The organism is Antrihabitans auranticaus (assembly GCF_016481275.1).
Lineage (GTDB): Bacteria > Actinomycetota > Actinomycetes > Mycobacteriales > Mycobacteriaceae > Antrihabitans.
In genome coordinates this window covers 939,308-962,707 of sequence record NZ_JAEMNW010000001.1, presented here as the reverse complement: position 1 = coordinate 962,707, position 23,400 = coordinate 939,308, and the positions used below count along the sequence as shown (strand labels likewise).

The following is a 23,400-nucleotide window of genomic DNA, read 5'->3' as shown; positions in this document are numbered from 1 at the left end:
GGATGCGCGCTCGATCGTCGACTGTCGTCATGTGCGGGATCACGCTTGCGGTCACCCTCAGCGGCTGCGGATGGACCGGACTCAATCAGTTCTCGTTGCCCGGCACGGAAGGTACCGGCGAAGGCGCGTGGAGCATCGACATCGAGATGCCAGATGTCTCCACGTTGACCGAGAACGCCCGTGTCAGGGTCAGTGACGTCAACGTCGGCACCGTTCGGCGGATCGAGGTCGAAGACGACCATGCTCTGTTGTCGGTGTCGCTCGACGAGGACGTTGTGCTGCCGGAAAACACCACCGCAAAGATCGGTGTAACCAGCCTGCTCGGATCGTCGCACCTGGAACTGATTCCTCCGGCTGAGGCCGGGACCGGACAGCTGCATAACGGCGACCGAATCCCTCTGGATCGCGCTGGGCAATATCCCACCACCGAGCAGACCCTGTCGACCTTGTCGTTCTTGCTCACCGGTGGCAGTGTCGGAAAATTGGAGGAAATCAATCGGGAGGTCGGCGAGGCTCTGTCCGGCCGCGAAGATATCGTGCGGAACTTGCTGACCAATGTCGAGGACTTCACCAGCCGCCTCAACGAGCAACGCGACGACATCATTCGCGCACTGGAAGGACTCGACCGGTTCGCGACGGTCGTCGCCAACGATCGCGTCGTCGTCGACGAAGGTCTCGAAACTCTCGACCCCGCGTTGACGACGCTGAACGAACAACGTGACGACCTGACCAACGCCCTCACGGCAATTGGCGACTTCGCTGCGGCGGCAGACCAGGTAGTGACCGGCAGTCGCGAGGACCTCGATGCCAACCTCCGCGCGTTGGAACCGGTGCTACGCGGCTTGGCCGACGCCGGACCGGCTCTGCCGTCGTCGATGTCACTGCTGCTGACGGTGCCGTTCCCGCTCAACACCTATCGCAACGCGATTCAAGGCGACTTTGCCAACCTGTTCCTCAACCTGGATCTCACCACCGAACGGCTCGACAAGGCACTGCTGACCGGGACACCTGCCGCCGGCCAATTGGCTTCTCTGGGTGGACTACTCGGGCAACTACCGCCGATCCCGCCGATCCAGGGCAACCCGCTGATCACACCGTTGAACGTTCCTGGGCAAGGCGGAAACTGATGCTCTTATCGAAATTTGTCCGCTATCAACTGATCGCGTTCGCCGTCATCACCCTTGTGTCGGTCGGCTGGATTGTGAGTCAGTACCTGCGAGTGCCGTCGATGCTCGGCGTCGGCCGCAACACCGTCGAGCTGATTCTGCCGTCCGGCGGTGGTCTCTACCCGAAATCGAATGTCACCTACCGCGGAATCCATGTCGGTGTGGTCGATGGAATGCGAATCGACGGTGACGCGGTCGTCGTCACCATGTATCTCGAGGACGACATCGATATCCCGAAGACAAATCTCAGGGCAGAGGTGCACAGCCGGTCCGCCATCGGCGAGCAGTACATCGAGTTGCTCCCGCAAACCGACGACGGACCCTACCTCGACGACGGTGACACCATCGTCAGCAACGCAGTTCCCACCTCGACCGCACAATTGGTCGCTACGCTCGACACCGCGCTGCAGGATGTGCCGCGAGCCGACCTGCAGACCTTGATCGACGAAAGTGGCGAGGCATTTCGCAACTCCGGCAACGACATTCAGCAGATCCTCGACGGCCTCGACGATTTCCTCGACGAGAGTCAGAAGAACCTGGAGCCGACGCTGCAACTCATCGACAATGCCGGGCCACTGCTGGATACACAGATCGAATCAGCCGGAGCGATCCGCGCGTGGACCGGGTACCTCGGTTCGATCACCACCTCGGTCGCAGTCAACGACGACCACGTCCGTGGCCTTCTCGTCAACGGCGCCGCCGCAGGGGCCGAAGGAACCGACCTTTTCAACAGGATTGCTCCAACGCTGCCGACCACACTGACAAATCTGAACTCGATCGCCGACGTGCTTCGGATCTACCACATGAGTCTCGAGCAAATCTTGGTCGTGTACCCCGCGATGGCCGCGGCGATTCAAAGCGTCGTCGCCGGATCCGAACCTGGCATGGGCAACCTCGACTTCAATCTCGGCGTGAACGCACCCCCACCGTGCATCACCGGCTACCTTCCGCCTGACCAGCGTCGCTCAGCTGCGGATGCGGCCCCCATCGAGACACAGGCTCCCGGATACTGCGCAATTGCGCAGGACGACCCGAGTGTTGTCCGTGGTGCGCGGAACTTCCCGTGCATGGAAAATCCCGGCAGACGGGCACCCGACGTCGACGCTTGCCGGGACCAGGACGGTTATGTCCCGCTCGGCACCAACCCTCCGATCGGGTCCGGTGTGAACTGACGGCACGCGTGTCGGCGGTCCCGCGACCCGCCGACCTCGTGAAGCTCCGATCGTCGATGCCGCTCTAGAATCGAAAGATAAGGTCTATTACACACGGCTTTAACATGATTGCGGGGAGGTCGGGCCACGTGCGTTTGTCCGTGACACGTGAGGATTACTTCGAGGCAGCGATGAATATTCTTGCCACCGAAGGACATCGCGCGCTGAAGATGACCGTCCTCTGCAAAATGCTCGGCGTCACCACTGGATCGTTCTACAACTATTTCGGCAGCTGGGACGCGTTTGCGCCGCAGTTGTTGACCCATTGGGAGCGCGAACAGACGCTCCGGATCGAGGAACTGTCCGGTCAAGCCGGCGACGCGCTGGCAGGAATATTCACGATGAAGGAACTCGCGACCCAGCTACCGCACGAGTCCGAGTTCGCGATTCGTGCATGGAGCAATGGCGATCCACTCGTGGCCGAATTTCAGCGGCGAGTCGATGACGAGCGTGTCTCAGCGTTGCGCGGAATGGTCTCGGCGGTGGTGGCGGATCCGGTCGCGGTGGAGACGCTGTCGCTGATGGGTATCAGCCTTCTCGTCGGCGTGCAGTCGATGCGATCACCGGTCGACAGAGACGAACTGCACCGGGTTTTCGACGAGTTCGAATTGATGATTCGCCGGCACGCGGGCGTCTCAGCGGAGATTCCCGGCGCGGCAACGTCGGCCTGAACTTTCGCTGCCGCCCGCATGGGCCCGTGTTCGCTTCCGTCCTCGTCAGCTGGAGCGTGGCGGACGAACGGTCTTCTGCTGGCGTCGGATTCGTGCTTTGGCGGAATTGGCCCGGGTGCAGTCGACGCATCGGCAGCCGCACTCGTAACTCGCCGTGGTGCCGTGACCTCCCACCGTACGTCCCTGGGCGCGGAGACGGGAGATGTAGTCGGCGTGCTGTCGGCGGTTCGCCTCTCGGCACGCGGCGCACCGGCAGGCAAGGTTGATGTAGCCGTTGATCGTGCCGTGGCGCGGGTCTCGTTCGGATAGCGTGCCCCGGCGCGACTTGGAGGCTCCGGTGCTGTCGACGGTGTCTGTCATGCCGGCGGCAAAACACCGCGGAACAGGAGAAACGCTATCGCTGTGATGATGGACTGCAGGGGGTCGACAAGGTCGATGATCATGTGAGTGCGATCTTTCGGAATCGGCGGCGGTCAGGAAGGGTCGAACTTTGCGACAAGCCACTGGTCGCCGTGGCGCTCCACTTCGATGCGGATGGTGGTTGTCGTGACGGTGGGTTCCGCGGCAGCGGCCGTGGTCGTCGACTGATTGACGAAGACGAGAACGGATGCGGTGTCGTCGCTGAAAGCCGAGATTGCTTTGCCGACGACTGTCGCTACCGTGCTGATCCGCTTCTCCTTCGCTGCCGGCACGACGACGTCCCGGGTGAAGGTCCGGTAGTAGTCACCGAACGTGCCGGTGACGAGTTGGTTGGCGGCACCGAGGTCGGTCTCGACAGTGTCGGCGCTGTAGCTCAGGATTGCGGTCGCGGCGGTCGCGGCCGCGTCCACGGCAACCTGTTGGCGGTTCGGAGCAACAGCATCGTCAGTGGGGGAGACCCCGAAGAACAGGTACGTCCACGTGCCGATCGACGCGACGGCAAGGCAGGCACTGATCACGATCGCGAATGCTTTGCGCCTGCGATGTTTGCCTGACCGAGGTGCCGGCACGGGCACGGCGCCGGATGAAGTTGAGGGAGAGAGTCTTTGGGATGCGCTCTCGGTGATCTGTTCGATCGGTGTCTGTGTGCTCATGCCACAAACTCCACGTTCGACATTTTGTATTGCCCTTCGTCGTCGGTCATCGTGACCCGGAGTCGCCAATTGCGCGTTTCGTCGGCCGCGCCTGCCGCGTTGGACACAGTCGAGGTCGCGGAGACGAGCACGACCGCCGAGTCGCGGGTTCGGGATTCGATTCCTTCGGCGAGGACGTCGCCCTGGGTGACGACTTTGGCTTCCTCGACGACGCCGATAAAGGCAGTTGCGCGCGCCTGGAAGTCGTTCTTGAAAGTCCCGGTGGACTGGTCGAGGACCTTCTGTACATCTGCCGCAGCAGAGACGTCGCGGATCGAGATCATGGCTGTCACACCCGAGCGCGCGGTCGCAAGAATTTCGGCATCGCGTGTGCGCTCGTTCTCGCTCTCGTGATGTCGTTGCAGCTGTGAGCCGGCGAGAACCGCGAAGACGACGGCGGTCGCGAACAGCACGATCACGGTGCAGCGAAAGGGGGTGAGTGTAGGTCGTACGGTCAGCTGGCGAAGCGCGTGCAATATCTTCATGGGTGCTCGATTCGAATCGGTGTGGACGTCATGGCTTGCCGATCCGCCGGTCGTACCCGGCACGGGCATCGCGGTCGAAAGTCAGGAAGGTCTGGTAAGCGCCCAGCCTGCGGCTGACAAGGTCGCGGAGGGAACGGCCCATGAGAGGCTGAGACTTGAGAATCGCCCCGATTACCCTGGGCACGAAGACATCTGCGGCGGGCGCCGATATTGTCTTCGCGATGGCGCGGGCCACGTCTTCGGGTTCGACGACGGGGACCAGCTTCGTTGCCTTGGTTCCGGCGATGAGTTCGGTGTTGGTGAAGTGCGGCATCACGCAGGTGAAGTCCACGCCGGTGCCCGCAAATTCGACACGTGCGGTTTCGGTGAGCGCGACGACCGCCGATTTGGTGCCGCAATAGCTGAGACCACCTGGTACAGGCGCCTTTCCAGCTGTCGATGCGACGTTGATGATGTGTCCCTGCCTGCGGGCGACCATGGCGGGAAGCGTCAGGTGCATCCCATATACGCAGCCGAGAACGTTGATTTCGACGGCGCGTCTGTGGGTGGCCGGCGATAGATCGAGGAAGTTGCCGATCGGCATGATGCCGGCGTTGTTGATCAGGACGTCCAGCGGTGCCTTCGCGGAGGCTTTTTCGATGAAGGCGGCGAAGGATGCGTGGTCCGACACGTCGAGTTCGTAGGCATCGACGCCCGGCCCGATCGTTGCGGCGGCAGCCGCCGCGGACGCTTGATCGAGATCGCCGATGACGACGTCTGCGTCGCGGCGGTACAACTCCCTGGCGGTAGCGAGGCCGATGCCGCGGCCGGCCCCGGTGATTGCGATGCGGCGGCCGCGCAGTGATGTAGCGGTCATAAATCTCTCCTAGTGGTCGAGGTTGCCGAACTTGTGTCACCGGATCGGGAGGCGAGTGCATGAAGCGCGTCGATCTCGGCAGTGATGTCGTCGATCAGTGCTGCGAGATCGGGGACTCGACGGGGATCGGTGGTCACCGAGAACGTCAACTGTCCTCGGTAGCTGAGGACAGCAACGGTGAGGGCGTGGCGACGGGTCAACGGTGTAGCGCCCAGAATCAGCTGGAGCTGGCGGCCCAGGAAGTAGACCGGGATGTGCGGCCCCGCGACATTGGTGACCGTCAAGTTGAACATGTTTGTGTCGAAGTGCATGGCGCGGTTCAGCGCTGCCACTATCGGCTGGGGAGCGTACTTCGTCAGATTCATCAGCGCGGCGGTGTCGTCGGCTTCCTTTGCGGCAGAGGCTGATTCGACCGCCGTGATGACACCGGCGAGCCGGGCGGCGGGGTCCGGCTCGCCGACGGGCAGAGATGGGTAGGTCATCGCGATCTGGTTGCCGAGTTCCCCGCGCTGGTCCTGCGGCCGTCGGTTCACTGGTACGAAAGCGTGCAGGTGATCGACGAGTTCGTCGTGGCGGACAAGGTATCGATGCAACGCGCCGGCGACAATCGCCAGGACCACGTTGTTGACAGTGGTGCGGTGGGCGTACCGGATGTCGTGAATCGTGTCCAGCGGAATAGTGAGGAATTCACTTCGCCGGACGGGACTGGGAGCACCCGAGTTGAACCGGGTTTCGGGGGCGCGTCCGATGAGTCGCCGAGCTCGCTGCAGGCGCCGAACGAATTTCCAGCTTTCTGCGTCGGTTGTCTTGCAGGCGACGAGGATCTTCCCCGACTTGCGGGGGAGGTCCGGCGGCCGAACACGGTGAACCCGGTGCCACCACGATGGCGGAGGTTGCGGTTTCCACTCTCGCGGATCGGGAAGTTGATGCTGTGGATCGGGATTGCACAGGACGGCGAAGATATCGATGATGAATAGGCCGTCGACCATGCTGTGGTGGACCTTGATCGATACGGCGAAGCGTCCGCCGAGCCCTTCGACCAGCGCCAGTTCCCACAGGGGACGTTGCATATCCAGTGGTTGCGCAGTGATGTGGTCGATGAGACCGACGATCTCGGCATGTCTCCCGGGCGCCGGGAGCGCCAATCGGTGCAAGTGATAGTCGAGATCGAAGGCATCGTCGTCGACCCACGTCGGCCGGTTCAGACGCAATGAGGAGTGCTGCAGGCGCTGGCGAAAGCGTGGCAGCAGGGGCAGGCACCGCGCGATCGCGTCGCGGAATTCTGCGAATGGCGGAGCGTCACCGTCGAAGATCAGTACACCGGCAAGCTGCATCCGATTCGAGCGGTCTTCGACATGAAGAAAGGCCGCGTCGACGGGGCCGAGTCGGCGTTGCGTCACGTGATCGTCCTTTCGCGACGGTCGCAAGTTTGCGATCAGGAGAGGTGAGAGTGCGCCTTCAGTCGAAATATAAGATAAGCTACGTTAGCTTCAAGCGCAAGACTGCTTCCGCCCTTCGTGCAAGTTACTGTAAGATAAACTACGTTACGTAAGCCTTTCCGAGGTTGTGGCGATGCGGCCGTGTTCGCGATTGGCGACTGCCCACCGTTTCCGGCGCACGCCGCTATGGCATGACGGCGGCGGAAGTTGTTGGGACCGAACCGAGTCGGCGACAGGAGAGTGGAGAGTTGCATCTCACTGTTACGCGCGAGGACTATTTCGAGGCTGCGCTCGAGCTGCTGGCCACGAAGGGTGCTACGAGCTTGAAAATTGCGCCGCTGTGCAAGGGTCTGCGGATCACAACCGGATCGTTCTACGGGTACTTCGGAAGCTTCGACGGATTCGTTGCTGAACTTCTCGCGCACTGGGAGTTACTGCACTCAGCGCGGATCAGCGAAGTGCGACCCGGTGAAACCGCGTCCGACGATCGGCGCCGACTGCTGAAAGACCTCACTGCGCAAGTCCCATTCAGGGCGGAAGTGTCGATGCGTGCCTGGGCACACACGAACCAGCGGGTCGCGGAAGCGCAGAGGCGGATCGACAGGCTGCGCACCGAAGCGTTGGCTGCTGCATTGCGGCCGCAGGTAGGGTCAGACGAGGACGCCGACCGGCTCGCCGTCATAGGGATGACAATCTTCATCGGGCTGCAACAGTGGCGATCGCACAGCCAGCAAACCTACTTCGACGCACTCTTCGACGAGTACGAACTCTTGGTAGCGCGCCGCGTCGCGGCACGCCTCGCGGAAGATGATGATTCGGGTCTTGGGCGGCCGGCATAGCGTGATCGGTGCACCACAGTCATGTGCCTTTCCGGCGGGAGCGGTCCGGGACGCGGCCGCCATCGAGAGCGGATGAACCCGCTGTAGCGATGGGCTGATGGCGACCACGTCGACACGCCGCTCAGGCGATGCCGGTGCCTTCGCGTTGTCCTGGAGTGAAGGCAACCGGCATCGACGTGAGTTCGTTGGAGAAGTTCGACGTCAGGCGCGTAATCGGACCCGCAAACTGCATATCCGGGATGCGGCGCGTGAGTTCTTCGAAGAGCACGCGCAATTCGAGCTTTGCCAGAGCGTTACCCAGGCAGAAGTGCGGTCCGCCGCCTCCGAAAGCTTGGTGCATCGGCCGATGGCGGGAGACGTCGAACGTGTCGGGCTCGGCATTGAGTTCGGGGTCGCGAGATCCAGCCGAGTACCACATGACTACGCGTTCACCCTCGCGGATCTGGTGCCCGTTCACATCGGTGTCCTTCTGGGCGGTGCGGGAGAAGTAGACGACGGGATTGACCCAGCGCAGCATCTCCTCGATCGCATTCGGGATGGCGGCGGGATTGCCGATCAGCTTCTGTCGTTCGGCGTCGTTCTCGATCAACGCGCGCATGCCACCGGAAGCGGTGTTTCGCGTGGTGTCGTTGCCGGCGAACATCAGCAGGCCGAAGAAGAACGTCACCTCCGGCTCGGTGAGCCTTTCGCCATCGACTTCCGCTGTGATCAAACGCGATACAAGGTCGTCGGTGGGATTGGCTTTTCTGTCGGCCGTAATTCCGGTGAGGTAGCCGCTGATCTCCATGAGCGCGCCGAGACCCATGTCAGGGTCGGCTGTTGCCGCAGCGTAGGAGAGCCTGTTCGTCCACTCGAAGAGCTGGCGACGGTCTTCCTGGGGGACGCCGAGCATGTCGGCAATGACGCGCAGGGGCAGTTCGACGGCGATGTCGTCGACGAAGTCGCATTCGCCCTTCTCGATCACGTCGTCGATGAGTTCCGTCACGATCGAGCGGATGGCGGATTCCTTCTGGCGCATCAGTTTTGGGGTGAAAACGACCTGCATGACGTTTCGCTGCGCGGTATGGCGCGGCGGATCCATGCCAAGGATGACCTCGCGCAGCACTTCGACCGGCGCCGCACCACGGGTGGTGGCGAAGACGCCGCCGCGGGCCGAGGAGAAGGTGGCGGGGTCTTTGCTGATGGCCGCGATGTCGGTGGCCTTGGTGAAGGACCAGAATCCTGGTTCATCCCCGGTGAGTGCGTTCCAATGCGGGTTGGCTTCGGAACGCATGCGGGCGAAGAGCTGGTGTGGGGGTCCATCCTGGAAGTAGGCGAGGTCGGTCAGGTCGACCTTGTCGAGATCGAGTTCGGTGAAGTCTGTGGTGGAGGTCATCGATGTTCCTTTCGTCAGCCCCGGAGGGTGATCAGTTCGTTCTCGGTAACGCCGGGTTTCGTTCGCTATCAGGGTTTTTGGATGCGGAGAGGCCGGGGCGCAGGGTGGAACGGCCGGCTTCTTTGGCGAGCATCACGGCGACGATGCGTCGAGCGCGCAGGGCGGCGGCATCGGCTTGGAACTCGACGCCGGATCGCCAGCCGTCGTAGCCCACGCGGGCCGCGGCCATCTCCAGGACTTCCGAGTCGCGGCGGACCAGGTCGTCGGACAGGGTACGCAAGACGGTTGTCACAGCTGCACTGTCCGGAGCGTAGTTGCGCGAGGCTTGCATGAAAACGTGTGTAGACGTTGGTGTCTCGGGCGTGATCGCATGCGTCCTGATGTGGCGATAGGCTTGGTCACCGGCGTCGATCTCCCAGCGTTGGATATGCATTGCCGGTGAGGCAAAGGTGCCGCGTTCACGCCGGACGTAGGGCTGCGCCGGGTCCAACCCGGTTGCCTCGGCTTCCCATTTCGCAAGCGGTGCCTCTTGAAGCAAGCGCGTGTAGGACACCGCTGTCTCGGTGACCTCGACCTCGTCGAAGACTGGTAGGCGATCCATTCCAGGGGGCACATCGGAACGGTGGACCACCGGAGCGTAGGAAAAATCGAGATAGTGCTCGTGCAGCATCAAGTAGTTCGCCTGCACGATCCAGTTGCCGGCGAATGTGGACCATTCATTGTCGGAGAGCCAGGGCGTACGCGGTGGTCGGTTGGCGGATGCTGCGGTAGGAGGTCCCAGCCAGATCCACACGAATGGTGGTTCCTCCAGGACCGGAAAGGCCTGCACTCTCATGCCCGGGGGGACCCGATGCTGCGTCGGAATGTGTACGCAGCGGCCGTCTGGTTCGTAGGTGCAACCGTGGTAGCCGCAGATCAGCCGGTCACCGTCCGACCGGCCGTGCGAGAGCGGGAATCCGCGGTGCGCGCAGCGATCAGCCAGCGCAACGGGTTGGCCGGAGCCCGATCGCCAGAGCACGACGTCGTGTCCGAGCAACCGGCGCCCGAGCGACGTATCGCCCAGTTCATCGGAGGTGGCGGCCACGTACCAGCATTTTGCGGGATAGTTCGCGTTCATAGGTCGAGCACCAGCCTCTCGGTGCGCGAACGAGACACGCACGTCAGAATTACGTTGCCGGAAGCGCGTTCGGCGTCGGTGAGCATCGAGTCTTGATGGTCAGGGGTGCCTTCCAGGACCGTCGCCTCGCACGTGCCGCAGACGCCTTGCAGGCATGAAGAGAGAATCGGTATGTCGGCGTCTTCGAGCGCCTCGAGGATCGACTCGCCGGCAGAGACCTCGATCGTCTGGCCCGAACGCTGACATACCACCTGGAAACTGTCCAATGCCGTCGTTTCCGCTTCGGCGACAGGCGCTTTCGCTGCGAACCGTTCGACGTGCAGGCTGCCGTCGGGCCAGTGGCGAGAGTTCTCCTCGACGGCGGACAGCAGCGGTTCGGGTCCGCAGCTGTAGATCAGGGTTCGATCTTCGGGCTGCTCGAGTGCCGCAGCGAGGTCGAACACTCCTTTTTCGTCGTCTGGCCACAGAGTTACGTGGTCACCGTAAGCGTCCGCCAGCTCCTCGGCGAACGCCATTGTCGTCATTTGTCGTCCGAGGTATACGAGCCTCCAGTCGCTTCCTGACCGAGCCGCGGAAGCGATCATCGGCATCATCGGGGTGATCCCGATGCCACCGGCGATGAACAGGTACCGTGGCGAGTCGACCAGAGGAAAATGGTTGCGAGGACCGCGAATTCGCACCGTGGCGCCTTCGACAAGGCGCTCGTGAACGTGCCGAGATCCGCCGCGACTGTTGGGGTCGAGCAGCACGGCAACGCGCCACACTTCGGTGTTGTGGGAATCGCCGCAGAGGGAGTACTGGCGTACCAATTTGTCGTCGAGCAGCAGGTCGATGTGTGCTCCCGGCTGCCACTCCGGCAGTGGTCCTCCGGCCGGATCGACGAGATCGATGGCTGCTACGCCATCTGCGGCGCAGTGGCGCCTCTGTACGCGCAGATCCTTCGAGAATTCGTGAATCTTCGCACCCGAGACCGCCGTGGATACGGGCTCGCCTGTAGCCATCAGCCAGGGCTCCTTTCGGTACCGGCGCGAGTCGGTCGCGGCGGAGGTCGGTACATCAGACAGCGAGGGTCGGCTGGCGCTGGGCGGTCGGCGACACCAGGGCGCGGACGCGGCGGACGATCACTTCCACCAGCTGAAGGACGGGGGGAAGCACCATGGGTGCGAAGACGAACGCGTAGATCGAGAGGTAGAAGTACAAAGTCATGTTGTCGTTCCTTCCACGTAACCTATTGCGCCCCAACATTTGCTGTACCACGAGACCGGGGCGCCTGAGCGCTGATCGTGGGTGCATCGAGCTATGAACGTTGTTATAAGATAACCTATGTTAGGTTTGCGATCAAGACCTGTTGCGCGTTGTTTCGAATCGAGTGCGAGCTGCGATGGAACGTGAGGGCACCTCGGCGAAGGGCTGCTACGAAATCTTGGCCCCAACAGCTGATTCGAGATGATCGAGGGCCTCGCCGGTGTACACGGCCAGCTTCTGCATGCTCGGCATGGAGTCGCGGCAACCGGTGTAGCTGATGTTTGCCCGTCCGGCGTAACTGAACATCGTGATGTTGAGTGCCTGACCGTGGAACAGAACGGAGGGGCCGTACATTTCTTCGACGCTCGCACCGTTGAAGAACAGGGGAGCCGGCGGTCCGGGCACATTCGAGATAACCAGATTGGCTGCAGGAGATACCCGCCCGCCGAGGCCGAGAATCGTCTGAGCAATGTAGGGACCGCTGAGCAGCATGGTGAACGGTGTGACCGATTCCGCTGGCAGGGATTCGTGCATCGCCTTACCGGCGGCAGTGGAGGCGTGGACGGCGGCGAGTCGTTCGAGCGGATCCTCGATGTCGGTACGAAGTCGCGCGTACATGAACGCAATCTGGTTACCGACGCCATTGCTGTCGGTCGCGCGGACGCTCACGGGGACCTGTCCAACGATCGAACGTTCAGGCAGAGCGTCGACCTCCATGAGGTAGCGCCGCATGGCACCACCGGTGACCGCCAGAAACACATCGTTGACACTGACTTCGGTGGCCTTCGCAACTCGTTTGAAGCGGGCCAATTCGTATTGCTGGGTGGCGAACCGGCGCTGAGCGCTGATGCGACCGTTGAAGATAGTGTCCGGGGCCTGGAAGGGTCCGGTAAGTTCAGGTTCGCTGCCGGATCGAATCGTGGTCGCCATGCGGAACAGGCCTTTCGCCGCGCCTGCAATACCGCCCAACGAGTTTCGCAGTCCCATGCCTGAACTGGGAGTCGTGTTCTGCTTCGAGTCTCGACCGGTACTGCTACGAACGCCGACCGCCCACGGCGGCAACATTCCGCGTGCCGATCGATCGGAGCTGAGGACTCCTTCGAATAGCCGAGTGGTAGCAACACCGTCGAGTTGGCCGTGGTGAAACTTCATATAGATAGCAAACCGGCCGCCGGCGAGCCCCTCGATCACATGGCACTCCCACAGCGGTCGTTTGAGATCGAGCGGATGGGAGTGAAGGCGCGAAATCATCACACCCAGTTCGCGTTCGCCACCGGGCGCGGGCAGGGCGCTGTGTCGAAGGTGGTAGTCGAGATCGATTGCGTCGTCGGGCAGCACTTCCCAGACGGGTATCGGGTTGCGCCGAATCCGGTAGTTGAAGGGTGGCATGAAAGTTTTGCACTGTCGCCACTGTTCGACGAATTCGCTGATGAAGTTGTCCGGTGCACCAGCAGGCGGCGTCAGAATAAGGAGGGGGCCGACGTTCGCAGGAGTTTCGGCCTTCTCGACGTAGAACCAGGCCGCGTCGAAGGGTTTCAGGACTATCGTCTGCACAGCAATCTCCTTGGGGTGGGCCAATTTTCGTCCGACGCAGAGCGACGAGTGGTTCGTGCCGACGTCTTCAGAGGATGCCTGTTGCCGAGTCGGTTCCCAGACTCACACGTAATATAACATATGTTAGGTATGAATCGAGGGATTCCGTATGGCGATTGCTGGGTGATTTCACGTCGTCGGCCCGGCTATTGTCAGGCCCCGGAATGCCGGGGGATGATCCCGGGAGACCGATGGATCTTCTCGCCTGACGGGGGATTGCGTGTATGGCTAGTGCTAGGCAAACCGTGACATCAGCTGATGGAACGCCGATCGCCTATCCTGCGCTCGCCCTGGAAGCCGCCGCGGCCGAACTGCCTGTGGATCGCCTCGTCGGGTACGACGTTACGTACAGCGTCGGAGCTGAGGCCGTGGCGCGTTGGCGCTGCCGCACGCAATCAGAGGCACTATCGACGCACCCGGTCACGCGGTCGACGCATGTTCCGTCGCCCCAACGGTTTTGGCCTTCTTCGCCGGTTGAGTACGCCTCGACGTGAGTGGGTCGCAGTGTCGTCATTGCATCTTGGCGATGTATTCCTTCATGGTCTGTAGTTGGTAGCGGGACACCTCGTGGGCGTTCTCGTTCTCGGCGAACACACTGGACACCATCACGGTGTCGTCGCGGTCGTAGAAACCGAGGTCGGCGAGGCCGCCGAAGAAGTCGTCCCAGTCGACGTCGCCGTCGCCGATCTTGAGGTGCTGGTGCACCCGGACCGCGTTGCCGGGCGGGTTGGTGATGTAACGCAACCCGTGTGATCGGTGGTGGTCCATCGTGTCGGCCACGTGGACGAGGCGTAGCAGGTCACCCGCCTCGCTCATTATCTCGCGCATGTTCCCGCCCATGTGGAAGCTGTGGCAGGCCACGTAGACCATCCCGAAGTTGGGCGAGTTGATGCCGCGGATCATTCGGATCGCGGCAAGCCCGTCTTCGACGAAATCGTCGGGGTGCGGATCGATCCGGACGTCGATGCCTTCGCGTTCGATGATCGGGACGAGGTCCTCCATCGATCGGAAGAACGCCCGCTCGGATTCCTCCGCCTTCTCGGGGCGTCCGCTGAATTCGGTGTTCATCACGTTCACGCCGAGGTCGACGGTGATCTGAATGGCGCGTTTCCAGTACCGGACCGCGGCTTCGCGCGCGTCCTCATCTGGGCCCGACCAGCGCAGGACCGGCAGCACCGACGCGATGCCGACGCCGGCGTCGGCACATGCTTTGCGGAACTTCGCGACCAGTTCGTCGTTCGCCTTCGGATGGTTGAAGAACGGGATCATGTCCGCGTGCGGGGTGAGCTGCAGGTACTCGTAGCCGAGATCGGCTGCGAGCCGGGGAAATTCGAGCAGACGATGGGTCGAATGGAACGGTGTCGGGTCCAATGCGATTTTCATCGGGATGCACTCACTTTGCTGGCCATCTCGACCTCGACCCGAACGCCGGACTCCAACGAGCGCACACCGGCTGCGCAGACCGCCGCAGCCGCGTACCCGTCCCACGCATCCGGACCGTCGACGTTCGTTCCTGCTTGCACCGCATCGACCCAGCTCTGCAGCTCGTTTGTGAACGCCTGGGCGAAACGTTGCTTGAAACCCGGTGCGATCTGGCCGCCCCATGCGCCCGATGTCGACTTCCGGACCATGCCCACATCCAGGCCGATCATCGCGCTTCCCCGCTCGGCGACAACCTCGGTCCGCACTTCGTAGGCGACCCCTGTGGTGACGAATACTTCGACATCGACCAGGCGGCCGCTAGCCGTCTCGAACAGAGCCAGCTGCGGATCCTGCAAACCCGCACCGGCGTGCGAGTTCGGTGTCGGCTTCAGAATCGTCACCGCGACAATTTCCTCGTCCAGCAAGAAGCGGGCAACATCCACCTCGTGCACAAGGGAGTCCCTGACGATCATCGCGCTGTCGAAACCGGGCGGCACAACTGGATTTCGGTGTGCGCAATGCACGATCAGCGGAAGACCGATGGCACCGGAGTCGATGAGTGCCTTCAGCTGCACATACTCCGGATCGAACCGGCGCATGAAGCCGACCTGAATCAGTTTGCGGCCCAAGTCTTCTTCGCGCTTCACGATCTCGAACGACGTGTCGACGTCGGTGGTCAGCGGCTTCTCGCACAGCACCGGCTTGCCGAGCTCGAGGCAGGCCAGCAACAGCTTCTCGTGCGTCGTACCTGGCGTCGCGAGGACGACCGCATCGACGTCGTCGGCCGCAATCGCATCGAGTGGGTCGGCCACCACGCGAGATCCGGGAATCGTCGCAGCGACCTCTTCGGCCTTCTCGACGAGGTAGTCGTTGATGACGGTGACGCGAGCACCGCTGATCTGTTTGGTAATTCGGCGGGCATGGCCGGCTCCCATCAGCCCAACCCCGAGCACCGCGATTCGCAGTTCTGACATGACGATGTTCTCCTAATTGAAACGGACGGACGGGATCCCGCAGGAGCCCAGGTACTTTCGGGTGCGCTGTGCGATCGGCAGTGGCGTGTCGACCGGGCAGGGATAGAGGTCCTGCTCGACGATCGCAAACACGTCGACACCTAGCTTGTCGATCGCCTCGAGCAGCGGTGGCAGCTCCGGAATGCCTAGCGGCGGTTCGATCATCGCGCCGAGTTTTACAGCCTCACCGAACGGAATGTCGTCGGTCGTGACCTTCGCGACCACTGCAGGGTCGACCTGCTTCAGGTGCAGGTACCCGATGCGGCTCGGGTATTTCTCGATGATCGCGAGGTTGTCACCGCCGCAGTAGGAGATGTGGCCGGTGTCGAGGCACAGATTCACATATTCCGGGTCGGTGCTTTCGAGGAACCGATACACCTCGTCCTGGAGCCCGACGTGGCTGTCGGCATGCGGATGATATTGCAGCGCAACGCCGTACTCGTCGAACATCGCCTTACCGAGCCGATCGATGTCGCGGGTCTTCTTGTCCCACTGGTCGAGGGTGAGCACACGCGATTCCAGAACCTGTCCCGTCGACGGGTGGCGCCACATCTCGGGAATGACGACAACGTGCTGGCCACCGGCCGCGGCAGTAAGTGCAGCAACATCTTTCACCTGGCTCCACACCGCATCCCACGAATCGGGCTGGTGCAGATGCTCGAATACCGTTCCGGCGGAAAGCTTCAGATTTCGGGATTCGAGCTCGCCGCGGAGTTGCTGCGGGTCGGTGGGCAGATACCCGTACGGGCCCAGTTCGATCCACTCGTAGCCGGAGCCGGAAACTTCGTCGAGGAAGCGGGTGTAGGGAGTCTGCTGTGGGTCGTCGGGGAACCAGACCCCCCACGAGTCGGGGGCAGATCCAACGCGGATGGCGCTCATGTATGTGGTCCTTTGGTCTCGGAGGGGCGTAGCTGGTTGCGTTCGGCGAGATCACCGGCGGTGTCGACGCGGACGACCGCGCCGCCGCAGCGGCCGACGCGAAGTCCGTCGAGAGAAGTCACAGAATCTCCTGTGCGCGACGGTGAATGGTCTGGGTGGGAGGTTCGGCCAGGCTCAGACGAGCACAGGAACGCGCGTGCTGCCCTGTTCTTCGAACCGCTCTTCCAGTTCTTCGAGAGTCGTTCCCTTGGTCTCGGGAACGAAGCGGCGGACGAAGGCAAACGATGCGATGTTGACCGCGACAAACAGTCCGAAGGTGCCAGTGGAGCCGAGGGCGCTGTTCAGTATGGGGAACAAGAACGAGATGATCGCGTTCGTGCACCAGAGGACGAAGACCGCGATGCCCATTGCGAAACCGCGAATACTGAGTGGGAAGATTTCGGAGAGCAGTAGCCAGACACAGGTGCCGATGAACATCTGCACGAACCCGACGAAGAGCACCATGCACGCGAGAATGATGTAGCTGCGCGTAGTGGATTCGGTAAGCAGAAACGTCAGTGCGAGTGCGGCCTGTGAGGCTGCGACGCCCGCGAATCCGATCATCAACATCGTGCGCCGTCCGATGTAACCGAGCAGGATGATCCCGATAATCGTCGTGACTACCGATGTCACGCCGACAGCAATCGTCGCTACCAACGCGGCGCTGACGCCGAGCCCGCTCTCCTCCAAAATTGTTGGTGCGTAATAGTTTACCGTGTTGATTCCGGTTGCCTGCTGTACGACGGCCAGACCGCAGCCGACCAGAACGACTCGGCGGATCCACGTGACATCGCGCAAAACGGTCCACGGCGTGCTCGTGGTCTTGGACATGTGTGCCGTGTGTTCGGAGATCAGGTCGAACTCGCTGTCCACTTGCTGCGGCGTTCGGCTCAAGATGAGGACCTCGCGTGCCTCGGCCATCCGACCCTTCAGTCCGTACCAGCGCGGCGAATCGGGCAACACCAGCATCCCGACCAGTAGCGCAATCGCGGGTACGGAAGCGACTGCCAACATCGTGCGCCACACGTGCGGATCCTGAATGAGTCGATCGAGGAGCGCGTTAGTTGCGAACGCGAGCATCTGACCGGTGACAATCATCAGCTCGTTGATGGTGACCATCCGGCCGCGGCGCTCGGCGGGCGCCATCTCTGCCAAGTACAACGGGCAGGTCACCGACGCTGCGCCGACACCGATACCGAGAACGATTCGGGCAGCCACCATTATCTGGACGTTCGGCGCGATCGCACAGCCGAGCGCACCGACCAAAAACAGTCCGGCGCAGAGCAATAGGGTCCGTTTGCGGCCGATCCGGTCGGCGACGCGGCCACCGAACAACGCACCCAGCGCTGCTCCGGGGAACAGTAGCGAGCTCACGACGGTGGCCTCGCCGAAGGAGCTGAGCGCGAGGTCGTCCTTCATGTAGAGCAGGGCGCCGGAGATGACACCGGTGTCGTAGCCGAACAACAGTCCACCCAGCGTGGCGATGAGTGTGAGTTTGGTCAGGAATCGGCCCGACGAGGTAGTGGGCTGGGTCGGTCGCTGTGGCATTGCGCTTACCTCTTCGGGTTCGCTGGTTACTGGCGTCTAACGCGCGTTAGTAACGCGCATAAGAGTTACTATGAGCCCGGCGGTACGTCGTGTCAACCGTCACATCGAAGGAGTTGTCGAATGACATCGCTGCCCAGGTCCCGGCCTTCCGGTAACCGGAGGCCGACCATGTCCGACGTCGCCGCCCAGGCGGGGGTCTCGAGAACGCTCGTGTCATTCGTTCTCGACGGGAAGCCGGGCGCAAGCGAGGAGACTCGGCAGCGAGTACTGGCTGTCGCCGCCGAACTCGGCTACCGGCACGATTCGGTTGCGCGCGGGCTCGCTTTGAAGCACAGCCGCACGCTGGGGGTGATCACCGACGTGCGACAGCTTTTTCAAGCCGATCTGGTGACGTCGATCTATCCCGCCGCCGAAGGTCTCGGGTACGAGGTGCTGCTCTCGGCGAACCTCCACGATCGGCCCGAGACAGTTCCGGTGGACGCACTTCTGAGTCACCGCTGCGGCGCCTTGATACTGCTCGGCCCGCGATCCGACGACGACTACCTGCACGAGTTGGCAAGGCGTGTTCCTGTCGTGGTGGTCGGCCGACGCGTTCCGGCGTCCCCGGAGGATGCTGCAACGAACTTCGCCACCGTTCGAACCAACGACGCCAAAGGAATTCGGCAGGCGGTGGCCTATCTCGTCCAACTCGGTCATCGCAACATCACGCACGTCGATGGCGGCACGGATCCCGGGTCCGCAGACCGCCGCCGTGCCTACCGCGCCGCAATGCGAAGTCACGGGCTGGCGGAACAGACCAGGATTGTTCCGGGCGCTCACAACGAAGAAGCCGGTTTCTCCGCTGCCCGTGCGATGTTGCAGGAGCCCGAACTGCCCACAGCGGTTATCGCCAGCAACGACCGGTGTGCCCTCGGACTGCTCGACGTATTCACCCGTGCCGGAATCGATGTGCCCGGGCAACTTTCGCTGGTCGGCTACGACGACGCGCGACTCTCGGAGTATCCGCGAATCAACCTCACGACGGTGCACCAAGACTCGGTTGGGCTCGCCCGCGATGCCGTGCAGATGGCCGTCGGCATGCTGGAACGCAATCGCACCGGTCGGTCCGACACCGTCCTCGAGCCGTCGCTGGTCATTCGTGGCACCACAGCTCCGCCGCGCATACGGCGCGATCTGGAAGTTGCCGGCACTCACACTCTTTGAGGCTTGCCCGGAGAACGTCCACAGCGACGAACCGGTTGGCGAGGGGCGGGAATGCCTTCACGCCAGTGCGAGTTGCCTTCCCACGCCAGCGCGCTGGGATATGCGAGCGGCGAAGTTCCTCGGTTCGTGTCAGTTGTGGGCGCACAGCCATTCGGTGCCGTAGTGGGCGGCGTTTCCGCCGTCGAGGTGCACCCAGTGACCGTCGGCTTCACACGGTGCGCCCTCGGTCGGTGCGGGACCGGGGGGAGGCGTGGCGATGACACCGGGCAAGCCCCGGAACACACCGTCGGGAAGCGGGATCGAGATGCCTGGGAACGGCTGCCATACGTCAGCGTTCGCGGTGGCGGTCGCCAACAGTGGCGTTGCGAGAGCGATGGTCACTGCTGCGGTCAGTGTCGCTGCACGGTGCTTCATGTGGTTCTCCCGGGAGATGGATCGGCACTGCTTCTTGGACGCCGGTCGTATCGGTAGATGAGCGGCCACTGTATCGGGTGACGGGTTCGCACCGATTTCTCCGGCACGGTTCTCCTGACACAATCAATGCATGCGAAAGCTCATCATCCTGCTGGTCGTGCTCCTCGGCTTCGCGGTTGTCGCCGATTTCGGCGCGGCCGCGTATGCCAACCACGCAACGCAGGCGGCGGTGAAGAACACCGCCAACCTCGGACCTGATCCGAGCGTCAGAATCCATGGGTTTCCGTTCCTGACCCAGGCAGTTCTGGGCGAGTTCAGCGATATCGAGATCCACGCAAGCCACGTCGGTTCCGGCAACTTCGGCGACCTCGACGTCGAGGCAAACTTGCGCGGCGTCCACGTGTCGTTCGGCGACCTGGTCAGCCGTAACCTCAGCAGAATTCCGGTGGACCGCGTCGACACGCGGGTCCGGTTCCCGGCGTCGCGGCCGTTGGCGCTGCTGGACGTTGTTGCGTTGCTGCCGTTCGGTTTGACACCGACCGACATCGGGTTCGACGACGGACAGATACTGGTCACGGGCGTCGCCTCGGACCTCGTGCTCGACCTCGATTCGCTGAAGGAGTGAATCGAGGGTGCACCCGCGCCGAGATCGTGAGTAGCTTCTAGAGCATGGACAATGAGGGGCCCAGCCGGACCGCGCTCGCAACCGCCTACGCCCGTGCCTATCACCAAATTGCCGACCGGCCAAGGATTCTCACCGATCCGCTGGCTGCACGTCTGCTCGGCGTCACCGTGGCTGAGTTGACCGAATTGGGCCGGCCCGCCGAGGATCGTCCCGGTAGCAATGTCGGCGAGGGAATCCTGCGGCTCGGTGTCAGCGATCGGCCCCGCCGACTGTTCTTTGCCGCTCGCGCCCGTTTCGCCGAGGATCGTGTGGCAGCTGCCGTCGCTGCCGGCATGCGACAGGCTGTGCTCCTCGGCGCGGGCCTGGATACCTTCGCCTACCGCAACTCGCATCCGGACCTGCATGTATTCGAGGTCGACCATCCCGCTACGCAAGCGTGGAAACACCAACGCCTCGCCGCATCCGGTATCGACCTGCCCGAGCGGTTGACTTTCGTGCCGGTCGACTTCGAAACCGACACACTGGCAACACGATTGGAGGCTGCCGGCTTCAGTCGGACCGATCCGGCCGTGTTCGTGTGGCTCGGTGTCGTCTTCTATCTGACCCCGGACGCCGCCAGCACCACCCTCGAATACGTTGCTGGTCAATCCGAGGGGGTCGAAGTGATCTTCGATTACCTGCAGCCAGGCGACACCGAAGCGGATCGTGCGCAAATGCGGACGCGCGCAAATCGAGCGGCAGCTGTCGGCGAACCCTGGTTCAGCTACTTCACGCCTGACGACATCGCCGCGCAGTTACGCGCTCTCGGCTTCACCGACGTCGAAGACCACTCCGCAGCGGACCTCGTTGCCGAGTACCTGGATGGATCCGCTGAATTCGACGCCGAACCACCCCAGCTACGCGCGGTCCGCATTCTTCGGGCGAGCCGCTGAGGATTTCCAAAGTTCCACTGACACCACCAGCACGACCATTTGTTGCCGTGCGAAAACACCGGGTACGCAAGCACATCCGAATTGTCTGAATCACCGGATTCGATGCCTGATTGCCGCTCGAATTGGGCGTGCGACGCATACATTTGTTTGGGCCGACCATCCGAGGCCGGAGTGAAGGGGTGACGCACATGTCCACCACGCAGTCCAAGCAGTCCAGCGTTCGCGAGTTGACGCTGCGGGGTGCCGTTCTCGGCGGCGCGATCACTTTGGTTTTCACTGCCGCAAATGTCTACCTCGGCCTCAAGGTCGGACTTACGTTCGCGACTGCGATTCCAGCGGCAGTCATTTCGATGAGCATCCTGCGCTATTTCAGCAACCACTCAATTGTCGAGAACAACATCGTCCAGACGATCGCCTCTGCCGCAGGCACCCTCTCAGCCATCATCTTCGTGCTGCCGGGCCTTGTCATGATCGGTTGGTGGAGCGGATTCCCGTACTGGATCACGGTGGCCGTGTGTGGTGTCGGCGGCATCCTCGGAGTGATGTATTCGATTCCGCTGCGACGTGCGCTGGTTACCGGCTCGGATCTGCCGTATCCGGAAGGTGTTGCAGCCGCGGAAGTTCTGAAGGTGGGAGACACGCAGCAGGGTGCCGAGGAGAACCGCAGCGGGCTGCGAATCATCGCGCTCGGTAGCGTCGTTTCCGCTGGCTTCGCACTTGTGGCTTCGCTCAAATTCATCAGCAACTCGCTTGCACACGTCTTCAAGATCGGTTCGGGCGGCACGATGTTCGGCGCCAGCCTGTCGTTTGCGCTGATCGGCGTTGGACATCTCGTCGGCATCACTGTCGGCATCGCGATGCTCGTCGGTTTGGTCATCTCGTACGGCGTGCTCCTGCCGGTTCGCAGCGCGGGAATGGTGGGATCCGAACCCGTCGCCGACGTGATCCCGGCAATCTTCTCCACGGACGTGCGCTTCATCGGTGCCGGCGCGATCGGAATTGCGGCAATTTGGACGCTGCTCAAAATCATCGGCCCCGTCCTCACGGGCATCAAAGGCGCGATGCTTTCGGCGCAGAATCGCAAGCGCGGCACGACCGTCGACGTCACCGAGCGCGACATTCCGATCCAGTACGTGGCGATGGTGGTCGTCGCGTCGCTGGTTCCGATCGGATTCTTGTTGTGGGACTTCGTACACGACACCAGCCTGAGCGGCAGTTCGATGGGCATCATCGCGGTGAGTCTGGTGTTCGTCCTGCTGATTGGTCTGATCATTGCCGCAGTGTGCGGCTACATGGCCGGTCTGATCGGGTCGTCGAACAGCCCGATCTCCGGCGTCGGCATTCTCGTCGTCATCATTGCGGCAGTAATGATCCGGGTGACGTACGGCGACGCCGATGCCTCGCAATCTGCCGCACTCATCGCATTCACGCTCTTCACCGCCGCGATCGTCTTCGGCGTAGCGACGATTTCGAACGACAATCTGCAGGACCTCAAGACGGGTCAACTTGTGGGGTCGACGCCGTGGAAGCAGCAGGTGGCCTTGATCATCGGCGTGTTGTTCGGCTCGGCTGTGATTCCCCCGGTGCTGCAGCTGATGCAGACGGCGTTCGGATTTGCGGGGACGCCGGGGGCTGGGCCGGACGCGCTCGCGGCACCGCAAGCATCGCTCATCTCGTCGCTTGCGAAGGGCGTCTTCGGCGGTTCACTGGACTGGGCGCTCATCGGCCTGGGTGCACTGATCGGCGCTGTGGTGATTGCCATCGACGAGACGTTGGGTAGGACGACGTCGAAGCTCCGGCTACCACCGCTGGCCGTGGGCATGGGGATGTACCTGCCGATGGCGCTCACGCTGATCATCCCGATCGGCGCGATACTGGGGCGCTTCTATGACTCGTGGGCCGAGCGAACGGGATCGAATGTCGAGCGGAAGAAGCGGTTGGGCATTTTGCTGGCAACCGGTCTGATCGTCGGTGAAAGCCTCTACGGAGTCGTATTCGCCGGAATCGTCGCCGCGACTGGCAAAGAGGCTCCGCTCGCTATTCTCGGTGCCGGATTCGAGAATTGGGCGGAGCTGCTCGGCGTCGTCCTCTTCGTCGTTGTCATCGGGTGGCTTTATCAGCGCACCCGCACCACCGCGTCTGCAGACGACAGCTCGGGAGTCGACGACAGCTCGGCCATTGACGACACCCAAACCCGCTAATCCGCCGATATATCC

General features: G+C 62.5%; 23 protein-coding genes. 8 read left to right on the top strand and 15 right to left on the bottom strand.

Annotated features, from left to right (window positions below):
• Positions 1 to 2 precede the first annotated feature (2 nt).
• From JGU72_RS04300 to JGU72_RS04290, 3 genes are all read left to right on the top strand, one after another.
• Positions 3 to 1,127, top strand: coding sequence for an MCE family protein (locus JGU72_RS04300; protein ID WP_233531098.1), 1,125 nt, complete (start codon positions 3 to 5; stop codon positions 1,125 to 1,127).
• Complete coding sequence (locus tag JGU72_RS04295; RefSeq protein ID WP_199682479.1) at positions 1,127 to 2,338, top strand: MCE family protein; 1,212 nt, start codon at positions 1,127 to 1,129, stop codon at positions 2,336 to 2,338. The genes JGU72_RS04300 and JGU72_RS04295 overlap by 1 nt, the downstream gene beginning before the upstream one ends.
• Before the next feature lie 140 nt (positions 2,339 to 2,478).
• The gene (locus JGU72_RS04290) at positions 2,479 to 3,048 is read left to right on the top strand and encodes a TetR/AcrR family transcriptional regulator (protein WP_307828286.1); all 570 of its coding nucleotides are present in this window, start codon (positions 2,479 to 2,481) and stop codon (positions 3,046 to 3,048) included.
• Positions 3,049 to 3,521: 473 nt separating this feature from the next.
• On the opposite strand, the gene JGU72_RS04285 is transcribed toward JGU72_RS04290, so the two are convergent.
• Genes JGU72_RS04285 through JGU72_RS04270 form a run of 4 tightly spaced genes read right to left on the bottom strand, consistent with a single transcriptional unit; the run spans position 3,522 to position 6,901 of the window.
• Positions 3,522 to 4,121: a twin-arginine translocation pathway signal gene (locus JGU72_RS04285; RefSeq protein ID WP_199682477.1), complete on the bottom strand. Its 600-nt coding sequence runs from the start codon at positions 4,119 to 4,121 to the stop codon at positions 3,522 to 3,524.
• Positions 4,118 to 4,645 (bottom strand): hypothetical protein, encoded by a 528-nt coding sequence (locus tag JGU72_RS04280; protein ID WP_199682476.1) that lies wholly within the window; start codon positions 4,643 to 4,645, stop codon positions 4,118 to 4,120. The genes JGU72_RS04285 and JGU72_RS04280 overlap by 4 nt, the downstream gene beginning before the upstream one ends.
• 28 nt (positions 4,646 to 4,673) lie before the next feature.
• Complete coding sequence (locus tag JGU72_RS04275; RefSeq protein ID WP_199682475.1) at positions 4,674 to 5,501, bottom strand: SDR family oxidoreductase; 828 nt, start codon at positions 5,499 to 5,501, stop codon at positions 4,674 to 4,676.
• On the bottom strand, positions 5,498 to 6,901 hold the full coding sequence (locus tag JGU72_RS04270) for a wax ester/triacylglycerol synthase family O-acyltransferase (RefSeq protein WP_199682474.1): 1,404 nt from the start codon (positions 6,899 to 6,901) through the stop codon (positions 5,498 to 5,500). Before JGU72_RS04270 ends, JGU72_RS04275 begins: the two co-directional genes overlap by 4 nt.
• Positions 6,902 to 7,188: 287 nt before the next feature.
• Between JGU72_RS04270 and JGU72_RS04265 the strand changes: the two genes are divergently transcribed.
• Positions 7,189 to 7,779 carry a TetR/AcrR family transcriptional regulator gene (locus JGU72_RS04265; protein WP_199682473.1) on the top strand — a complete coding sequence of 197 codons (591 nt, stop codon included), beginning with the start codon at positions 7,189 to 7,191 and terminating at the stop codon, positions 7,777 to 7,779.
• A 121-nt stretch (positions 7,780 to 7,900) separates the two neighbouring features.
• Here JGU72_RS04265 and JGU72_RS04260 read toward each other — a convergent pair whose 3' ends face one another.
• From JGU72_RS04260 to JGU72_RS04220, 10 genes are all read right to left on the bottom strand, one after another.
• Positions 7,901 to 9,154 (bottom strand): cytochrome P450, encoded by a 1,254-nt coding sequence (locus tag JGU72_RS04260; protein WP_199682472.1) that lies wholly within the window; start codon positions 9,152 to 9,154, stop codon positions 7,901 to 7,903.
• 31 nt (positions 9,155 to 9,185) lie between these two features.
• Complete coding sequence (locus JGU72_RS04255; RefSeq protein ID WP_199682471.1) at positions 9,186 to 10,271, bottom strand: Rieske 2Fe-2S domain-containing protein; 1,086 nt, start codon at positions 10,269 to 10,271, stop codon at positions 9,186 to 9,188.
• Positions 10,268 to 11,272 (bottom strand): PDR/VanB family oxidoreductase, encoded by a 1,005-nt coding sequence (locus JGU72_RS04250; RefSeq protein ID WP_199682468.1) that lies wholly within the window; start codon positions 11,270 to 11,272, stop codon positions 10,268 to 10,270. Before JGU72_RS04250 ends, JGU72_RS04255 begins: the two co-directional genes overlap by 4 nt.
• A 55-nt stretch (positions 11,273 to 11,327) precedes the next feature.
• Positions 11,328 to 11,477 carry a hypothetical protein gene (locus tag JGU72_RS04245; protein ID WP_199682466.1) on the bottom strand — a complete coding sequence of 50 codons (150 nt, stop codon included), beginning with the start codon at positions 11,475 to 11,477 and terminating at the stop codon, positions 11,328 to 11,330.
• A gap of 207 nt (positions 11,478 to 11,684) precedes the next feature.
• Complete coding sequence (locus JGU72_RS04240; RefSeq protein ID WP_199682464.1) at positions 11,685 to 13,070, bottom strand: WS/DGAT/MGAT family O-acyltransferase; 1,386 nt, start codon at positions 13,068 to 13,070, stop codon at positions 11,685 to 11,687.
• A 549-nt stretch (positions 13,071 to 13,619) separates the two neighbouring features.
• A complete protein-coding gene (locus JGU72_RS04235) occupies positions 13,620 to 14,492 on the bottom strand; it encodes a sugar phosphate isomerase/epimerase family protein (RefSeq protein ID WP_199682462.1) in 873 nt (290 codons plus the stop codon).
• A complete protein-coding gene (locus JGU72_RS04230; RefSeq protein ID WP_199682461.1) occupies positions 14,489 to 15,505 on the bottom strand; it encodes a Gfo/Idh/MocA family protein in 1,017 nt (338 codons plus the stop codon). The genes JGU72_RS04235 and JGU72_RS04230 overlap by 4 nt, the downstream gene beginning before the upstream one ends.
• A 12-nt stretch (positions 15,506 to 15,517) precedes the next feature.
• Positions 15,518 to 16,423, bottom strand: a complete 906-nt coding sequence (locus JGU72_RS04225; protein WP_199682459.1) for a sugar phosphate isomerase/epimerase family protein — start codon at positions 16,421 to 16,423, stop codon at positions 15,518 to 15,520.
• A complete protein-coding gene (locus tag JGU72_RS30980; RefSeq protein WP_267909140.1) occupies positions 16,420 to 16,545 on the bottom strand; it encodes a hypothetical protein in 126 nt (41 codons plus the stop codon). Before JGU72_RS30980 ends, JGU72_RS04225 begins: the two co-directional genes overlap by 4 nt.
• A 52-nt stretch (positions 16,546 to 16,597) precedes the next feature.
• Positions 16,598 to 18,010 (bottom strand): sugar porter family MFS transporter, encoded by a 1,413-nt coding sequence (locus tag JGU72_RS04220; protein WP_199682458.1) that lies wholly within the window; start codon positions 18,008 to 18,010, stop codon positions 16,598 to 16,600.
• Between the two features lie 168 nt (positions 18,011 to 18,178).
• Between JGU72_RS04220 and JGU72_RS04215 the strand changes: the two genes are divergently transcribed.
• Complete coding sequence (locus tag JGU72_RS04215) at positions 18,179 to 19,213, top strand: LacI family DNA-binding transcriptional regulator (protein WP_199682457.1); 1,035 nt, start codon at positions 18,179 to 18,181, stop codon at positions 19,211 to 19,213.
• 129 nt (positions 19,214 to 19,342) lie between these two features.
• Here JGU72_RS04215 and JGU72_RS04210 read toward each other — a convergent pair whose 3' ends face one another.
• Positions 19,343 to 19,627, bottom strand: coding sequence for a hypothetical protein (locus JGU72_RS04210; protein WP_199682456.1), 285 nt, complete (start codon positions 19,625 to 19,627; stop codon positions 19,343 to 19,345).
• 130 nt (positions 19,628 to 19,757) lie between these two features.
• On the opposite strand from JGU72_RS04210, the gene JGU72_RS04205 reads away from it, so the two are divergent.
• The 3 genes from JGU72_RS04205 to JGU72_RS04195 all read left to right on the top strand — a co-directional run bounded on the left by JGU72_RS04205 (position 19,758) and on the right by JGU72_RS04195 (position 23,385).
• Positions 19,758 to 20,252, top strand: a complete 495-nt coding sequence (locus JGU72_RS04205; RefSeq protein ID WP_199682455.1) for an LmeA family phospholipid-binding protein — start codon at positions 19,758 to 19,760, stop codon at positions 20,250 to 20,252.
• Positions 20,253 to 20,296: 44 nt separating this feature from the next.
• The gene (locus JGU72_RS04200) at positions 20,297 to 21,184 is read left to right on the top strand and encodes a class I SAM-dependent methyltransferase (RefSeq protein WP_199682454.1); all 888 of its coding nucleotides are present in this window, start codon (positions 20,297 to 20,299) and stop codon (positions 21,182 to 21,184) included.
• Positions 21,185 to 21,372: 188 nt separating this feature from the next.
• Positions 21,373 to 23,385, top strand: a complete 2,013-nt coding sequence (locus JGU72_RS04195; protein WP_199682452.1) for an OPT family oligopeptide transporter — start codon at positions 21,373 to 21,375, stop codon at positions 23,383 to 23,385.
• Positions 23,386 to 23,400: the final 15 nt, after the last annotated feature.

Bases quoted from the DNA above. Each gene is read 5' to 3' on its own strand.
- JGU72_RS04300 (WP_233531098.1), top strand. From the start codon at position 3: ATGCGCGCTCGATCGTCGACTGTCGTCATGTGCGGGATCACGCTTGCG.
- JGU72_RS04295 (WP_199682479.1), top strand. From the start codon at position 1,127: ATGCTCTTATCGAAATTTGTCCGCTATCAACTGATCGCGTTCGCCGTC.
- JGU72_RS04285 (WP_199682477.1), bottom strand. From the start codon at position 4,121: ATGAGCACACAGACACCGATCGAACAGATCACCGAGAGCGCATCCCAA.
- JGU72_RS04280 (WP_199682476.1), bottom strand. From the start codon at position 4,645: ATGAAGATATTGCACGCGCTTCGCCAGCTGACCGTACGACCTACACTC.
- JGU72_RS04275 (WP_199682475.1), bottom strand. From the start codon at position 5,501: ATGACCGCTACATCACTGCGCGGCCGCCGCATCGCAATCACCGGGGCC.
- JGU72_RS04260 (WP_199682472.1), bottom strand. From the start codon at position 9,154: ATGACCTCCACCACAGACTTCACCGAACTCGATCTCGACAAGGTCGAC.
- JGU72_RS04255 (WP_199682471.1), bottom strand. From the start codon at position 10,271: ATGAACGCGAACTATCCCGCAAAATGCTGGTACGTGGCCGCCACCTCC.
- JGU72_RS04250 (WP_199682468.1), bottom strand. From the start codon at position 11,272: ATGGCTACAGGCGAGCCCGTATCCACGGCGGTCTCGGGTGCGAAGATT.
- JGU72_RS04245 (WP_199682466.1), bottom strand. From the start codon at position 11,477: ATGACTTTGTACTTCTACCTCTCGATCTACGCGTTCGTCTTCGCACCC.
- JGU72_RS04235 (WP_199682462.1), bottom strand. From the start codon at position 14,492: ATGAAAATCGCATTGGACCCGACACCGTTCCATTCGACCCATCGTCTG.
- JGU72_RS04230 (WP_199682461.1), bottom strand. From the start codon at position 15,505: ATGTCAGAACTGCGAATCGCGGTGCTCGGGGTTGGGCTGATGGGAGCC.
- JGU72_RS04225 (WP_199682459.1), bottom strand. From the start codon at position 16,423: ATGAGCGCCATCCGCGTTGGATCTGCCCCCGACTCGTGGGGGGTCTGG.
- JGU72_RS04220 (WP_199682458.1), bottom strand. From the start codon at position 18,010: ATGCCACAGCGACCGACCCAGCCCACTACCTCGTCGGGCCGATTCCTG.
- JGU72_RS04215 (WP_199682457.1), top strand. From the start codon at position 18,179: ATGTCCGACGTCGCCGCCCAGGCGGGGGTCTCGAGAACGCTCGTGTCA.
- JGU72_RS04210 (WP_199682456.1), bottom strand. From the start codon at position 19,627: ATGAAGCACCGTGCAGCGACACTGACCGCAGCAGTGACCATCGCTCTC.
- JGU72_RS04205 (WP_199682455.1), top strand. From the start codon at position 19,758: ATGCGAAAGCTCATCATCCTGCTGGTCGTGCTCCTCGGCTTCGCGGTT.
- JGU72_RS04200 (WP_199682454.1), top strand. From the start codon at position 20,297: ATGGACAATGAGGGGCCCAGCCGGACCGCGCTCGCAACCGCCTACGCC.
- JGU72_RS04195 (WP_199682452.1), top strand. From the start codon at position 21,373: ATGTCCACCACGCAGTCCAAGCAGTCCAGCGTTCGCGAGTTGACGCTG.